Source organism: Mycobacterium pseudokansasii, assembly GCF_900566075.1.
In the GTDB taxonomy this organism is placed as follows: domain Bacteria; phylum Actinomycetota; class Actinomycetes; order Mycobacteriales; family Mycobacteriaceae; genus Mycobacterium; species Mycobacterium pseudokansasii.
Genome location: NZ_UPHU01000001.1, coordinates 173,465 through 189,554 on the forward strand (window position 1 = coordinate 173,465; position 16,090 = coordinate 189,554).

The 16,090-nt window shown below is 66.1% G+C and carries 12 protein-coding genes and 1 riboswitch; of the genes, 9 read left to right on the top strand and 3 right to left on the bottom strand.

Annotation, left to right across the window (positions count from 1 at the left end; translation table 11 throughout):
- The first annotated feature begins 8 nt into the window (after positions 1 to 8).
- The 6 genes from EET10_RS00830 (at position 9) to EET10_RS00855 (ending at position 8,696) form a co-directional block, all read left to right on the top strand.
- Positions 9 to 1,379, top strand: coding sequence for an aromatic ring-hydroxylating oxygenase subunit alpha (locus tag EET10_RS00830; protein ID WP_063467303.1), 1,371 nt, complete (start codon positions 9 to 11; stop codon positions 1,377 to 1,379).
- On the top strand, positions 1,376 to 2,554 hold the full coding sequence (locus tag EET10_RS00835) for an LLM class flavin-dependent oxidoreductase (protein ID WP_063467295.1): 1,179 nt from the start codon (positions 1,376 to 1,378) through the stop codon (positions 2,552 to 2,554). The genes EET10_RS00830 and EET10_RS00835 overlap by 4 nt, the downstream gene beginning before the upstream one ends.
- Positions 2,551 to 4,389 (top strand): flavin-containing monooxygenase, encoded by a 1,839-nt coding sequence (locus tag EET10_RS00840; RefSeq protein WP_063467294.1) that lies wholly within the window; start codon positions 2,551 to 2,553, stop codon positions 4,387 to 4,389. The genes EET10_RS00835 and EET10_RS00840 overlap by 4 nt, the downstream gene beginning before the upstream one ends.
- On the top strand, positions 4,389 to 5,318 hold the full coding sequence (locus EET10_RS00845; protein ID WP_122501821.1) for an SDR family NAD(P)-dependent oxidoreductase: 930 nt from the start codon (positions 4,389 to 4,391) through the stop codon (positions 5,316 to 5,318). Before EET10_RS00840 ends, EET10_RS00845 begins: the two co-directional genes overlap by 1 nt.
- On the top strand, positions 5,311 to 6,480 hold the full coding sequence (locus tag EET10_RS00850; protein WP_036394907.1) for a CaiB/BaiF CoA transferase family protein: 1,170 nt from the start codon (positions 5,311 to 5,313) through the stop codon (positions 6,478 to 6,480). Before EET10_RS00845 ends, EET10_RS00850 begins: the two co-directional genes overlap by 8 nt.
- Before the next feature lie 203 nt (positions 6,481 to 6,683).
- Positions 6,684 to 8,696, top strand: coding sequence for an acyltransferase family protein (locus EET10_RS00855; RefSeq protein WP_036395031.1), 2,013 nt, complete (start codon positions 6,684 to 6,686; stop codon positions 8,694 to 8,696).
- Here EET10_RS00855 and EET10_RS00860 read toward each other — a convergent pair whose 3' ends face one another.
- Positions 8,697 to 9,362: an O-methyltransferase gene (locus EET10_RS00860; RefSeq protein ID WP_036394910.1), complete on the bottom strand. Its 666-nt coding sequence runs from the start codon at positions 9,360 to 9,362 to the stop codon at positions 8,697 to 8,699.
- A 72-nt stretch (positions 9,363 to 9,434) separates the two neighbouring features.
- A riboswitch (M-box (ykoK) riboswitch) is annotated at positions 9,435 to 9,607 on the top strand.
- Between the two features lie 282 nt (positions 9,608 to 9,889).
- On the opposite strand from EET10_RS00860, the gene EET10_RS00865 reads away from it, so the two are divergent.
- Both EET10_RS00865 and EET10_RS00870 read left to right on the top strand, forming a co-directional pair.
- A complete protein-coding gene (locus tag EET10_RS00865) occupies positions 9,890 to 10,081 on the top strand; it encodes a hypothetical protein (protein WP_036394912.1) in 192 nt (63 codons plus the stop codon).
- Positions 10,082 to 10,188: 107 nt separating this feature from the next.
- Positions 10,189 to 11,961, top strand: a complete 1,773-nt coding sequence (locus EET10_RS00870; protein WP_036394915.1) for an NRAMP family divalent metal transporter — start codon at positions 10,189 to 10,191, stop codon at positions 11,959 to 11,961.
- 331 nt (positions 11,962 to 12,292) lie between these two features.
- Here EET10_RS00870 and EET10_RS00875 read toward each other — a convergent pair whose 3' ends face one another.
- Positions 12,293 to 13,048: a L,D-transpeptidase gene (locus EET10_RS00875; RefSeq protein WP_122502715.1), complete on the bottom strand. Its 756-nt coding sequence runs from the start codon at positions 13,046 to 13,048 to the stop codon at positions 12,293 to 12,295.
- Positions 13,049 to 13,410: 362 nt separating this feature from the next.
- Here EET10_RS00875 and EET10_RS00880 point away from each other — a divergent pair, with 362 nt between their 5' ends.
- Entirely contained in the window at positions 13,411 to 14,343 is a 933-nt protein-coding gene (locus tag EET10_RS00880) for a LysR family transcriptional regulator (RefSeq protein ID WP_036395034.1), read from the top strand.
- On the opposite strand, the gene oxc is transcribed toward EET10_RS00880, so the two are convergent.
- Positions 14,327 to 16,087, bottom strand: a complete 1,761-nt coding sequence (gene oxc, locus EET10_RS00885; protein WP_036394917.1) for an oxalyl-CoA decarboxylase — start codon at positions 16,085 to 16,087, stop codon at positions 14,327 to 14,329. The two genes, EET10_RS00880 and oxc, sit on opposite strands and share 17 nt — an antisense overlap.
- Positions 16,088 to 16,090 lie beyond the last annotated feature (3 nt).

Sequence of the window (16,090 nt, forward strand, 5' to 3'; positions counted from 1 at the left end):
AGAATTCGATGGACCCGGCAGAAAACGATGCCGAGCTGAGCGCGCCGGTCACGATCGGCGTAGAAGCCTACATTTCCGAAGAATACGCCCGTGCCGAACGAGACAAGCTGTGGCGCAAGGTATGGCAGCAAGTTGGGCGTGTCGAGGACCTGCCGAAGGTGGGCAGCTACCTCACCTACGACGTTCTCGACGACTCGATCGTGGTGGTGCGGACCGCATCCGACACGCTGACGGCACACCACAATGTCTGCATGCACCGCGGCCGCCGGCTCGTCGACGTCCCTGTGGGAGTCAAAAATGCGTGCGGTCACAAGAAGTCATTCGTCTGCGGATTTCACGGCTGGACCTACGACCGGGACGGCAACTGCATCCACGTCCCCGAACAACAGGATTGGCAGGGCGCCCTGACCCCGGAGAACACCCATCTGGCGCCGGTGCGCGTCGACACCTGGGGCGGTTGGATCTGGATCAACATGGATCCGGCCGCAGAACCCCTGCGCGACTACCTCGAACCCGCCGCCACCATGCTCGACCCGTTCCGCTTGCAGGATATGCGCTGCAAATGGCGCAAGTGGCTGTATTTCCAGTGCAATTGGAAGGTCGCGATGGAGGCCTTCAACGAGACCTACCACGTCGCGACCACCCATCCGCAATTCAACAAGTTCGGCAACTTCCGCGGCTGGGCCAGGGCGCACGGAAAGCACAGCAACATCGGCTACGACGCCCCGGAAGGCCTGGAAGAAACCCAATCCAAGATCCGCCTCGGCACCGGCGCCGACCCGCGGGTGTCCACTGCGGAAATGCAGCGCTACACCCTGGAGGAGACCAACGCGACCACCACCAAGACATTGGTGGATGCGGCGCTCCGATTGGTCGACGAGCTGCCCGAGGACACTCCCGCCGGTCAGGTGCTCGACCACTGGCTGACCTCGGCGCGCCGTGACGACGCCGCCCGAGGCGTGATCTGGCCGGCCATCGATCCCGAACACCTGGCCGGCAGCGGCACCGCCTGGCAGATTTTTCCGAACTTCCAGATCGGGCAGGGCCTCACCACCGCGCTGTGCTACAGCGCCCGGCCGCACGGTTACCATCCCGACCAGTGCATCTTCGAAGCTGCCTGCTACGAGCTATTCCCGAAAGGCGAAGAGCCACAAACCGAATGGGTGTACGCACCACCGGACGACCCGGGCTGGCGCGCTGTGCTACCGCAGGACTTCTCAAACATGGCTGCGGTTCAGCAGGGCATGAAGTCGCTGGGATTCCTCGGCCCCAAGCCCAACCCCCATATGGAACGCAGCACCGCCAACCTGCACCGCAATCTCGCTATGTATATGGGCACCGGTGCACCACGCCAATTGACGACGGAGATAATGCGATGAAGGTCAATATCGGGCTGGGAGCGCACAACTCCCACGACTGGGACCGCGTGCTGGCCGGAGATTTCGGTCAGTCTGCCACCACCCCGGACTGGCAGTGCGTCCAGGCGACACTCGCGCTCGGTGATCTGGCCGAACCGCTCGGGTTCGACGGTATTTGGCTGCCGGAGCACTGCGGGACGCCGTACGGCATGACACCCAACCCTATTCAGGCGCTCAGCTACTTCGCCGGACGTACCGAGCGGGTCAGCCTGGGTACCTTCGTGGTCGTCGCGCCTTGGTGGCACCCGGTCCGGCTGGCGCACCAGATCGCGTATCTCGACATTCTTTCCAACGGGCGCTATACCACGATCGGAATCGGACGCGGGGTGTCGAAGGGGGAGTTCGCCGCCGTCGGCGTCCCCCGCGAGGAAAGCCGCCAGCGCTTCAACGAAACCCTGGACATCCTGCAGTTGGCGCTGTCCGGGAAGCGGTTCTCCTACGACGGCGAGATCTTCACGGTTCCGGAGATGTCGCTGCGCCCGGAACCTCAAAGCCGCGACCTGTTCTCCCGGATCTACAGTTCGTCGTCGACGGCCGAGTCGCTGGAGATCCTCGCCCGCCGCGGCATGGTGCCGCTGTTCGTGGGCAACAAGCCGATCGAGGACGCAGGACGGGAAGTCCAGCAGGTCAACATCTTCCGCAAAGAAGAGGGCCTGCAGCCCTGCCAGCCCAAAAACGTCATGTTCATGTACTGCACGGCCAAACCCGAAGACGCCGCCAAGTCCGAGGAGTGGATCTGGACGGCGAACCGCGATGTCACGGTGCACTACGGATTCGCCGATGCGTCGAACTTCAAGGGCGTCAAAGGCTACGAAGCCTATGCGGCCCGCGAGGCCAGCGCCACCGCCGTTCTGGCCTCGTCGGTGACCGGTGACCCCAAGGGCGCTCCCAAGACGCCGGGCTATCACGCCTCGAACCTGCTGATCGGCACGCCAGAGGAAATCTTCACGCGGCTCAGTGCCGCACAGCAGGCATGCTCGTTTTCCGAGCTGACCATCGTCCCGCAGTTCGGCACCATGCCCTACGAGGAGGCGATGGCCAGCACCCGGCTGTTCGCCGCCGAGGTGCTGCCTTCGGCCCACGAGATGGAGGCGCCTCTGCATCCGGCGGCGCTGCCCGAAAACGCCCTGGCATGACGGCCCCTGACTGCCCGCCGACCCAGACGCCGGAGGATATCGACCTGCTCGCGCTGCGGGAAAAGTACCGACGCGAGCGCGAAAAGCGGCTGCGGCCGGAGGGTTCCCAGCAGTACATCGAACTCGTCGACGACTTCGCGGGGTATTACGAAACCGACCCGCATTCGCCGCCGCTGGTTCGCGATCCGATCTCGGCGGACATCGACGTCGCGGTGCTCGGCGGCGGTTTCGGCGGGCTGCTGTGCGGTGCGTATCTGAAGAAGGCCGGCGTCGACGACGTGCGGATCATCGAGCTGGGCGGTGACTTCGGCGGTGTCTGGTATTGGAACCGTTATCCCGGACTGCAGTGTGACAACGAATCCTACTGCTATATACCGCTTCTCGAAGAACTCAACTACATGCCGAGCAAGAAGTTCGCCGACGGAACCGAGATCTACGAGCATTGCCGGCGCATCGGAAAGCACTACGGGCTTTACGATTCGGCGATCTTCGCCACCCAGGTTCGGGCATTGCGGTGGGACGAGGCGATCAAACGCTGGCGGGTCGACACCAACCGTGACGACGACCTGCGGGCCCGTTTCGTGGTCATGGCCTCCGGACCATTCCACCGGCCCAAACTGCCCGGCATTCCCGGCATCAAGGACTTCACGGGGCATAGCTTCCACAGTTCCCGCTGGGACTACGACTACACCGGCGGCGACAGCAACGGTGGTCTGGTCAAGCTGAGCGACAAGCGGGTGGCGGTGGTGGGCACCGGGGCGACGGCCGTTCAGATAGTCCCCTACTTGGGACGGTATGCCAAGCACCTCTACGTCTTTCAGCGCACGCCATCGTCGGTCGGGCCGCGCAACAACCTGCCCACCGATCCCGGGTGGGTGAAGTCGCTCCGGCCCGGCTGGCAAAAGGAGCGGCAACGCAACTTCCACGCCTGGACGTTCGAGGGTATGGCGCTCGGCCAGCCCGACTACGTCTGCGACTTCTGGACCGAGCTCGGCCGCAACACCGCCGCACGCGTGCTCGCGCTCGAGGACCCGGCGTCGCTGACCCCGGAACAGTTCATGGCGATCCGGGAGGAAGAGGACTACAAGGTCATGGAGCGGCTGCGGCGCCGGGTCTCGAGCCTCGTCGAGAACCCCGAAACCGCCGAAGCGCTCAAACCGTACTACCGGTTCCTGTGCAAGCGGCCGTGCACCAACGACGAATACCTGCACACCTTCAACCGCCCCAATGTGACGCTGGTGGACGTATCGGCGACCAAGGGTGTGCAGCGGGCCACGGAAAAGGGCTTGGTCGCCAACGGCGTCGAGTACGAACTCGACTGCATCATCTATGCGAGCGGCTTCGAGATCACCACCGAGATCAGCCGCCGCTACTCGATCGACACGATCGAAGGCCGCGACGGGCGTTCACTTTTCGACCATTGGCGCAACGGCTACCGGACATTCCACGGGTTCACCAGCCGTGGCTTCCCCAACCAGTTCTTCACCGGTTTCACCCAGGTCGGTATCTCGGCGAACATCGCCGCCAACTACGAACTGCAGGGCGAGCACATCGCCTACATCATCTCGCGAGCCCTAGCGCGTGGTGCCACGACGGTGGAGCCGACCCAAGAGGCACAAGATGATTGGTGCCGGACGATCCGGGAGACGGCGATCGACAACAGCGCGTTCGACCTGGAATGCACGCCGGGCTATTACAACAACGAAGGTGGCGGCACCGAAGGTATCCGATCGCATCTGGGCGAGCCTTATGGGCCGGGATTTTACGCCTTCAGCGACCTGTTGGCGGCCTGGCGCGACCAAGGCTGCCTGGACGGCCTCGCCCTGGAATCCTGATGAGCCAGCTCAGATTCCACGACCGGGTGGCCGTGGTCACGGGGGCCGGCCGCGGCCTGGGCCGCGCCTATGCCCTGCTGCTGGCTTCCCGGGGCGCCAATGTCGTCGTCAACGACATCGGTTGCCGTCTGACCGGCGATGGTATGGACCCCGGCCCAGCGCACCAGGTGGTAGCCGAGATCCGGGCGGCCGGCGGCGACGCCGTCGCATGCGTCGAGTCGGTGGCCACCGCTGCGGGCGGCCAGGCGATCATCCGGACGGCGCTGGACCGCTACGGGCGGGTCGACATCCTCATCCACAACGCCGGCACGGTGCGACGAGCCTCGTTGAAGGAGATGAGTTACCGGGACTTCGATTCCGTCATCGACGTGCACTTGCGGGGGGCGTTTCACGTGGTACGGCCGGCGTTCCCGCTGATGTGCGAGGCACACTACGGCCGCATCGTGCTGACGTCGTCGATCGGCGGTCTCTACGGCAATCAGGGCGTGGCCAACTACGCTGCCGCCAAAGCGGGCCTGATCGGCCTGTCTCATGCGGTGGCGCTCGAAGGCGCTTCAGATGGAGTGCTGTGCAATGTGATCGTTCCCGCGGCGGTGACGAGAATGGCTGACGGACTGGATATGTCGGCGTACCCACCGATGGGTGCGGACCTGGTGGCACCGGTCGTCGGGCTGCTGGCTCACGAAGCATGCCCGGTCACCGGCGAGATGCTGATCGCCGTCGCCGGCCGAATTGCCCGAGCAGTGGTCGCCGAATCCCCTGGCGTGCACCGTCCGTCGTGGTCGATCGAGAACGTGGCCCAACGTCTCGACGACATCTGTGACCTCGCCGAACCCCTGGTGTTTCCGGTGGTGCCCGACGGTCACGGCGAGCACCTTCGGTACAGCTTCGAAATGGCCACGCGCAGCAAAGGTCTGCCAGATGCCTAGCAACAGCGCGGGCCCACTGGTCGGGGTGCGTGTCGTCGATCTGACCGCAATGGTGATGGGGCCCTACTGCACCCAGATCATGGCCGACATGGGGGCCGACGTCATCAAGGTGGAGCCGCCGGACGGTGATGACACCCGCTACATTTCGGTCGGGCCGGCCCGCGGCATGAGCGGCGTGTTCGTCAACGTCAACCGTGGCAAGCGTGCCATCACCGTGGACTTGAGGTCCGAGTCCGGCAGATCCGCGCTACGAGCGCTCGTCGAACAGGCCGACGTCTTCATCCACTCGATGCGGTCCAAAGCCATCAACCGGCTCGGCTTCGGCTATCCCGAGGTGGCCGCCATCAATCCGCGCATCGTCTACACGAACTGCTACGGATACGGCCGGCGCGGACCCAACCGGGATCTGCCGGCCTACGACGACACCATCCAGGCGGCCTGCGGCTTGCCGTTCGTCCAGGAGCAGCTGACCGGTGAAGCCAATTATGTGGGAACGATTCTGGCCGACAAGGTAGCCGGTCTGACCGCGCTCTACGCCACGATGATGGCCCTGTTCCACCGGGAACGCACCGGCGAAGGGCAAGAAGTGGAAGTCGGCATGTTCGAAACGATGGCCTCCTTCATGCTGGTGGAGCACGCCAACGGCGCCATGTTCGATCCTCCGCTGGGTCCCGCGGTCTATCCCCGTACGGTGGCGCCCAACCGGCGGCCGTACCGAACCAGCGACGGCTACATCGCCGCACTGATCTACAACGACAAGCACTGGGCGGCCTTCGTCGAGGCGGTGCGACCGGCCTGGGCCAGCGGTTGTTACGCCACGCTGGAGGGACGAGCGCGCGAGATCGACACGGTGTATGCGCTACTGGCCGAAACGATTGCCCAGCGCACGACCCGGGAATGGCTCGAGCTGTTCCGGCAGCTGGAGATACCGGCATCGCCGTTGTCCAGTCCCGCGGAATTGTTCGACGACCCGCACCTCAACGCCGCAGGTTTCTTCGAGGCGGTTGCCACTCCCCATGGCCTGGTGCGCTTTCCCGGTGTGCCGACATGGTTTTCCCGAACTCCCGGCCGGGTCGCCGGTCCGGCACCCGAACTGGGCGCACATACCGCCGAAGTGCTCGACGAGCTGGGCGTGGGAGTCGAGGCCGACGCCGCCGAATGAGCCCGTCCGCGCGTGTCTTCGAAGGATTTCGGCGTCGCCGTAGCTAAGCTGGCTGGGATCACGAGGAGGGGCAGCGACGTATCGGCAGCAACGAAGGCGCCGGGCGGCAACATGGTCAGGGCGCGCTAACCGCGAGCACTGAGCCGGACGGGAAGCAATCCGTACCGGCACGTTCGGCACCACGACCCCGCTGGGTGGCCCCGGTGCGCCGTGCGGGACGGCGAGCTGTCCCGGATCGGCCCGAGCGATACGGCGGCATCCCGGCGCTGGACGGACTGCGTGCGATCGCGGTTACCTTGGTGCTCGCCGGGCACGGCGGCATTCCCGGCATGGGCGGTGGGTTCATCGGGGTCGACATCTTCTTCGTCCTCAGCGGATTCCTGATCACCTCGCTGCTGCTCGATGAGCTGCGGCACACCGGCCGCATCAGCTTGACCGCGTTCTGGATTCGCCGTGCCCGGCGGCTGCTGCCGGCGTTGGTCTTGATGGTGCTCACCGTCACCGCGGCACGCGAATTCCTTCCCTACCAAGCGCTTACAGGTCTGCGCAGCGACGCGATCGCCGCCTTCCTGTGGATGGCCAACTGGCGGTTTGTGGCGCAGAAGACCGACTATTTCACTCAGGGCGCCCCGCCGTCACCGCTGCAGCACACCTGGTCACTGGGGGTGGAGGAGCAGTACTACATCGCCTGGCCGCTGCTGCTGATAGCGGTGACCTTGCTCTTGGCGGCCCGGGCCAAACGCTACTTCGCCAAGACCACGGTGGGCCACGTCCGGTTCGCCGCCTTCGTGATCGCCACCCTGGGCGCCCTGGGCTCGGCCGCGGCGGCCATCGTCTGCGTCTCCGCGGCGACGCGTGACCGGATCTATTTCGGCACCGATACGCGTGCCCAGGCCCTATTGATCGGAGCTGCGGCATCGGCTCTGCTGGTTCGGGATTGGGCCGCGCTGAACCGCGGCTGGTGCCTGGTCCGGAGCCGGTGGGGGCGGCGAATGGCCCGCCTGCTGCCGGTCGTCGGCGTCGCCGTGCTGGCGGCGCTGACTCACTTCGCGACCGGCAGCGTCGCCGAGTTCCGGCACGGTCTGCTGCTGGCCGTGGCCGTGGCCGCCGTCGTCGTGGTCGCCCCGGTGGCGCTCGAGCAGCGCGGAGCGGTGGCGAGGCTGTTGGCGTGGCGGCCGTTGGTCTGGCTGGGCACCATTTCATACGGCGTCTATTTGTGGCACTGGCCGATCTTCCTGACGCTCAACGGTGAACGCACCGGATGGACCGGATTCCAACTGTTCGGCGTGCGCTGTGGCGCGACCGTGGCCTTGGCCACCGCATCATGGTGGTTGATCGAACAACCCATCCGGCGCTGGCGGCCCGCCGGTGTTCCGCTGCTGCCGCTTGCCGCGGCAACCGTGGCGACCGCGGCCGCGGCGACGATGCTGGTTGTCCCCGTCGCAACCGGACCCGGTCTGCGTGAAGTTGGTCTGCCGCCGGGGGTTTCGGCGGTCGCGGCGGTATCCCCGTCGCCGCCGGGACCGAGCCGACCAGGGCCGAACACCGGCCCGCGAGATCCCAACCGGCCGTTCACCGTTTCGGTGTTCGGTGATTCGATCGGCTGGACCATGATGCATTACCTGCCGCCCACACCCGGATTCCGATTCCTCGACCACACCGTCATCGGGTGCAGCCTGGTGCGCGGCACGCCATATCGCTACATCGGCCAGACCCTGGAGCAAAGACCCGAATGCGACGGCTGGCCCAGCAGGTGGTCCACACAGATCAGCCAGGACCAACCGGATGTCGCGCTGCTGATCATCGGCCGGTGGGAGACCGTGGACCGGGTCAACGAAGGTAAGTGGACCCACATCGGTGACCCGACCTTCGACGCATACCTCAATTTCGAGCTGCAACGAGCCCTCGATATCGTCGGCTCCAGCGGTGTTCGCGTGATGGTGGCCACCGTCCCCTACAGCCGGGGCGGTGAGAAACCCGACGGTCGTCTGTACCCGGAGGACCAACCCGACCGAGTCAACCAATGGAACACCATGTTGCGCAACACGGTTCGTGATCACCCGAACGTCGGGATCGTCGACCTGAACAAGAAGCTGTGTCCCGACGGCGTTTACACCGCCAAGGTCGACGGCATCCAGGTGCGCAGCGACGGCGTCCACCTCACTCCGGAAGGCGTGAAGTGGCTGTTGCCCTGGCTCGAGGAGTCGCTGCGGTAGTCAGGTGCGTGCCCGGCAGCTCAGTTCCATGCCGTCGCCGCGCCTGGCGGGGAAGTTGAAGCTCACATAGCCGTTGCCGGGGTCACGCACGTACTCCAAGTAAGGCCGGGTGTCGGCTGCCTCGGTGTTGTCGGCGACGATCAGCGCACCGGCGGACAGCGATGGTTCGAGCAACCGGATCACCGGCAGGTACAGCTCTTTCCAGCCGTCGAGCAGGACAAAACCGACCGGGCCGTCCAGGGAGGTCAGCGTCGAGAGCGCATCTCCGTCCAGGATGGTGATGAGGTCGTCCAGTCCGGTTCCGGCGAAGGTCCGGCTCGCGGCGGCGATCTTGGTGGCGCTGAGCTCGGTGGTGACCACCCGGCCGATGCCGTTGTCGCGCACCGCCGCGGCCAGATGGATCGCGGAAATGCCGAAGGACATCCCGAATTCGACGACCGTGCCGGGACGGGTAGCACGCACCAGCGCGTACAGCAGCTGGCCCGCTTCGGGGGTCACCGGGATGTAGAACGCACTCAGCGCATCCGCGCGTTCGCGGCTGCTCATCGAGGACAGCCGCTCGAGATCCTCCCGTTTGTCCCGTAGCTGCGCCATCTGATCAGCGGTCTCGCTGTACATCCGATTGAGCGCCGCCGCGACCCTGGGATCCTGCAACGTAGTGGCCATGGCTTCGAGGGTAGGTGGGGGCCGCGTTCCCCGTTTGACGAGCCGCCGATACCGGTGTAAGCATTAGACCCGCAAGCATCTCGGTAGGTGAGGCGTCTGCATGGATACAGGCCACTGACCCCGCACGTCGAGAGACGCCCCGGGTCAGGACAGCTCTTCCCGGCTTAAGGGTTGAGCCCAAGTGGCTTCCGGACGAGGTCCGGATACGCCGTGCAGTGCCGAAGCTCCGACGAGAGGGGTGTGCCCAGCGGTTGGCGCCGGGCGTTCCCGCCTCGTACAGGTGAGTATTTTGACACCCGCGTGTGTCCTGGCCGTGAGGAGGTGAGGGCGAGATGAGTAGTCCGGGCGATAGTCCTTATCCGAAATCCGTCTCGTCCCGATCCGGCTCCGGCATCCCTGCCGTCTGAGCTTTCCCGGACAGCCGTTGCCGCGTGCGCATGTGCACGCGCCACCGAGCGGCACGTGACCGGGCGCTCGTATCGCCGGCGAATGGCGCAAGTCGATCGGGCTGCCGGCAGGAGAAAACAATGACCACGATGACCACGAATCTTGTTGCGCCGCGGCGGTTTATCCGGTTGACCAAAGGCCGGCGGTCGGTGCTGGGCGCCAGCCGTAGGCTGCCGGGCACACTGAGCGCGTCCTTCACGATGACCCCACAGCAGCGAGCCGACGCGTACCTGGCGCGGATGCCCATTGCGGTGATCACCGGCCCGCAGTAAGCGGCAACGTGTCACTACCGACTCAGCGGGCAGGCGCCGATCCGGCGCCCCGCCCGCCGAGTCGGCCCGCCCGCCGTGCCAACTTCGATGAGATAGCGAGCAATCCGATGACTTCGATCACCACCCGGCACCACGGTGGCCCGCCCGGTCGCACACCCGACCAAACCCCGCGCACTCCCGTCGTGCCCGACACCGCGGTGGCGGACACGGCACATTGTGGCGACATCGTCGGTGCCTTCGGACGGATTCCCCGTGACGGCGAAGGCGTGAGCCGCAAACGCTGGGCGCGCCTGCGGACCTTGATGGTCATCAGTGGCCCCGGCCTGATCGTGATGGTTGGCGACAACGACGCCGGCGGTGTCGCAACGTACGCACAGGCCGGGCAGGACTACGGGATGAAGCTGTTGTGGACGCTGACGTTGCTCATCCCGGTGCTGTATGTAAACCAGGAGATGGTGCTGCGACTCGGTGCTGTCGCGCGTGTTGGGCACGCGCGGTTGATATTCGAACGCTTCGGCAAGTTCTGGGGCGCATTCAGCGTCGGAGATCTGCTGATTCTCAACGCGCTGACGATCGTCACCGAATTCATCGGCGTATCAATGGCACTCGGGTTCCTGGGTTGTCCCAAGACCATTGCCGTTCCGGCCGCTGCGGTGCTGTTGTTCGCGGTGGTGGCCGGCGGCTCGTTCCGCCGCTGGGAAGCGATGATGTTCCTGCTGATCGCGGTGAACGTGGTGATCATCCCGATGGCGCTGCTGGTGCACCCGACTTTCACCGGGACCGTCGACGGATTGCGGCCACAGTTCCCGGGCGGACTAGACGCCACCGTGCTGTTGCTGATCGTCGCGATCGTCGGCACCACCGTCGCGCCATGGCAGTTGTTCTTCCAGCAGTCCAACGTGGTCGACAAGCGCATCACCACACAGTGGATTTCTTATGCGCGAGCTGATTTGGTGCTCGGCATTGTCGTCGTGATGGCCGGCGCGACAGCGCTGATGGCGGTGACCGCGTTCGGATTGTCCGGCTCCGGCGACGCCGGGCACTTCACCGACGCGGGGGCGGTGGCGACGGGTCTGGCCAACCACTTCAGCGGCACGGTGGGCATGCTGTTCGCGATCATCCTGCTCGACGCGTCCCTGATCGGAGCGAACGCGATCGGACTGGCCACCACCTATGCCGTCGGTGACGCAATGGGCAAGCGGCACTCACTGCACTGGAAGGTCAGCGAAGCGCCACTGTTCTACGGCGGCTACGCCGTCCTCCTCGCGGTGTCGGCTGCAATTGCGTTCAGTCCCGATCAGGTCTTGGGCCTGGTAACCCAGGGCGTGCAGGCGCTCGCCGGCATCCTGTTGCCCTCGGCGACCGTCTTCCTGGTTCTGCTGTGCAATGACCGCGCGGTTCTGGGGCCATGGACAAACACGCTGCGGCAGAACATCTTTGCCTGGTCGACGGTATGGTGTCTGGTGTTGCTGTCGCTCGCGTTGACGACGGCGACGTTCTTCCCGCACCTGTCCACCAACACCCTGGTGGCCGGGCTCGGGGCCGGAGCGGCGACCGGCATCATCGGCGGAACGGCCGTGCTGATCGCCGGCCGGCGCAAGGGTGACCGGCGCAAGGCGGAGACGATCTCGCAGGCATTCGGTGGCGGCCTGGATCCTCAAGACGTGGACGAACTCGACGACACCTCGTTGCTGACCCGCGCTGAGCGGCGTGCTGTTCGCCGGCAGGACCGGGCGAACTGGCGTACGCCCGATCTGGCCACCATGACCCGCCCAACCATGTCACCGGCCCGTCGTGCGGGCCTGTTCACCCTGCGCGGCTACCTGGTGGTGGCGGTGGTGCTGGTCGTCGTCAAGGTCGTCGAGGTCGGCCTGGGCTGACCCGGGACCACCACACGCCGCAGTGTCCACCCCGCGCGGTCATGCCTACCGGCACCTGCCGGGACGGCGCCGATCCAGTCGTGCCCCAAGTGGTACCACCCAACGGCGGCTTTCCCATCAGCCGCATCAGGCTCCGCGGGTTCGGGGTATCTCGTTTTGCCCGACTGTCAGCGACAAATTCTACAAATTCGTTGCGCCCCTGGGCTTGTCGCCAAGAGGCTGGCAATTTTCATGCGTCCACGCGCACCAGACTCCCCCGGGGGTCGACGTGAAAGATGTGATCGCCGGACCCAGGACTCGACGCCAGCGCGGTGACTAGATCAGCACCGCCTCAGGCGACCACTTCGATCGGATCGCCGACGTTGACGGTGTTGAAGTACCAGGCGGCGTTGTCCGGGCTGAGGTTGATGCAGCCATGGCTGACGTTGGCGTAGCCCTGTGAGTTGACCGACCAGGGCGCCGAGTGCACGTACACGCCGCTCCAGGTGACCCGAACCGCGTAGGAGGCGGTGATCAGATAGCCGTCGGAAGAGTTCAGCGGAATGCCGATGGTGCGTGAATCCATCACCACCGTGCGCTCTTTCGACAGGGCGCTGAAATTGCCGATCGGCGTCGGACGGCTGGGCTTGCCCATCGACGCCGGCATGGTGCGCAGGACCTCTCCGTTTCGGCTGACCGTGAACGTGTGTGCGGAGATGCTGGCCACCCCCAGCAGTTCGTCGCCGGTTTCGAAGCCGTCGGTCAGCTCCTGCGCATCCACCGAAATTTGGCTATGGGTCGGCCAGTAGTGGTCGGGGATCCACTGCACGACGAAGCTGTCGACCCACTCGAAATGTCCGGTCATGTTGCTGGGGGAGGTGACACGAATGGTCCGTTCGGCGGCGCGGCGATCGAGGACGGGAGCGGTGAAGGTCACCACCACCGGGTGTGCCACGCCCACCACTGCGCCATTGGCCGGCAACACCGCGGCGACTGCTGGCACGGGCTGCGGCAGAGGCACCGCGGCGCTCGCCAGAGCGCCCGACCCGGCCAGGGCCATCGTCGTGATTGTGACCATAACGAACAGATAACGAACTGCGTGGCGCATGACGGTCACCCTTCGGGACGGCGCAATCAACACAACCGCATTCTAGGGCTGTGTACCCGCTACGTGCTGCAGCAAACATCTCGGACTGGCGGTCCGGCTTTGCTCCGGTCGTCATGGTAGCGATCCGTCGTCGGTCTTGCCCGGGTCGCGACGCGGCCGGCGCCCCGCTGCGGCAGCCGGCCCTCCACGCGTCGATCGCGTCGCTGCCCGTCGAGTCGGCGTCCGGGGCGATGGCCGGTCTCGCGCGCCGCGAACCTGGCCCGGGCGCCCCGGGCGCGCGGTCTCGGCCTGTTGAGACTGGCTGACCGGCCGACGACACGTTAGCCTCAGCGACATCGTGCTCCACCGCCGAGGAGGTGTCAGTGCTCTTTCGTCAGCTGGAGTATTTCGTGGCGGTCGCCCAGGAGCGGCACTTCGCCCGGGCGGCCGAGAAGTGCTATGTCTCACAACCCGCGCTGTCGTCGGCGATCGCCAAGCTCGAACGTGAACTCAACGTCACCCTGATCAACCGCGGCCATAGCTTCGAGGGCCTTACGCCCGAGGGCGAGCGGTTGGTGGTGTGGGCCAAGCGGATTCTGGCCGAACACGACGCTTTCAAGGCCGAGGTCGACGCGGTGCGCTCCGGAGTCACCGGGACGCTGCGGCTGGGCACGGTCCCGTCTGCGTCGACGACGGCGTCGCTGGTGTTGTCGGGTTTCTGTTCGGCGCACCCGTTGGTCAAGGCCCAAATCTGCTCCCGGCTGGCCTCGACCGAGCTGTACCGGCGGCTGCGTGACTTCGAGCTGGACGCGGTCATCGCGCACCCCTCAGCGGAAGACAGCCGCGATGTGGAATTGGTGCCGCTCTACGAGGAGCGCTATGTGCTGATCGCCCCGGCCGATATGTTTCCGGCGGGAACGTCGGCGCTGCGCTGGCCGGATGCCGCGCAACTACCGCTGGCCCTGCTCTCGCCGGACATGCGGGATCGGCAGATGATCGACGCAGTGTTGGCCAAGCATGGCATCACGGTCAGCCCGCAGGTCGAGACTGATTCCGTCGCATCGCTGATCGCTCAGGTTGCCACTGGCCACTGGGCTTCCATCGTTCCGCACACCTGGCTGTGGACGACGCCCACCGGCGGCGAGGTCCGCCCGGTTCGCTTGGTAGACCCGATTCTCAAAGCTCAGATCACCCTGGCCACCAACTCAACCGGGCCGGGATCGCCCGTGGCCCGGGCGCTTGTCGCCGGTGCGCGGGAGTTGGCCCTGGACGAGTTCTTCGACGCGCGGATGTCGGGAATCAGCCGCGGACGCTGACCGGTGCCGGCGGTGCGGCGGCCGCGCTGGTGGGGTTCAGGCTCGCCAGGTGTCCGCTCTCCACACCGGCGGCCGGGCTGAGCTCGCAGTCGATGATCGACGGTCCCCCCGACGCCAGCGCCTCGGTCAGTGCCGCGGTCAGCTCCGACGGGGTGGTGACGTGATATCCCTTGCCGCTGAATGCCTCTGCGATCAGCTCGTGACGCGCCCGAGCGTTCAGCACGGTAGGCGCCGGATCGCTGCCGGACGCCGGCGTTTCGTCACCGCGGTAGACGCCGCCGTTGTTGAGGATGACCACGGTCACCGGAAGTCGATACCGGCAGATGGTCTCGATTTCCATGCCGGAAAAGCCGAATGCGCTGTCACCTTCGATCGCGATCACCGGTCGTCCGGTCTCCACCGCGGCCGCGATCGAGTAGCCCAGGCCGATGCCCATGACCCCCCAGGTACCGGTGTCGAGCCGGTGTCGCGGCAACTGCATGTCGATGACGTTGCGGGCCAGGTCCAGCGCGTTGGCGCCCTCGTTGACCACATACACATCGGGAGTGTGTTGCAGCACGGCGCGAATAGCGCCGAGCGCGTTGTAGAACCGCATCGGGTGGGGGTCTTCGGCCAGCCGCTCGCGCATCTTGGCGTCGTTGCGCGCCTTGCGATCCGACAGCTCGCCGGTCCATTCCGCCGGCGCCACGACGGGACGCCCGGCCAGACCGTCCAGCAGCGCCGACATCACCGAGCCGATGTCACCGGTCAGCGGAGCCGCCACCGGACGGTTGCTGTCGAACTCCGACGCCGCGATGTCGACCTGGATGAACTTGGCATCGGCCGCCCACTGCGGCGACTCGCCGTGGCCCAGCAGCCAATTCAGCCGGGCACCGATCAGCACGACCGTGTCGGCGCGCGCGATTGCCAGCGAGCGGGCCGCGCCTGCGGACTGCGGATGCGAGTCCGGCAGTAGCCCCTTGGCCATCGACATGGGCAGGAACGGAATTCCGGTGGTCTCGACGAACTCGCGAATCACGTTGTCGGCCCGGGCATATGCCGCGCCTTTACCGAGCACGATCAGCGGCCGCCGGGCCGCGGCGAGTAACTGCAGGGCGCGGTCGACCGCCTCGGCCGCGGGAAGTTGTCGCGGTGCCGGGTCGACCAGCGGCCAGATGCTGTCGGCGGCAACGGAGACCTCCAATGCCTGACCGAGCACCTCGCCGGGAATGTCGAGGTAGACACCGCCCGGCCGGCCCGAAATCGCGGTGCGAATGGCGCGCGCGACCCCGAGCCCGATGTCCTCCACCCGGTTGATCCGGTAGGCCGCCTTGGCGAATGGCCGGGCGGCGTTGAGCTGGTCGATCTCCTGGTAGTCGCCGCGCTGCAGGTCCACGATGGACCGCCGGCTCGAACCCGAGATCTGGATCATCGGGAAGCAGTTTGCGGTGGCGTTGGCCAGCGCGGGCAGGCCGTTGAGAAAGCCGGGGCCCGACGTCGTCAGGCAGATGCCTGGACGCGCCGTGAGGAAACCGGCGGCCGCGGCCGCATTCCCGGCCGAGCCCTCGTGACGGAAGCCGATGTAACGGATACCAGCGGCCTGGGCGGTGCGGGCGAGGTCGGTGATCGGGATGCCGACGATCCCGTAGATGGTGTCGACGTCGTTGGCCTTGAGGGCGTCAACCATGAGGTGAAAGCCGTCGGTCAGGCGCTTCGGGGCCGGTCCAGCCGCCGCTTCGCCGGGAGGTGCCGATTGCGTGGTCATGGT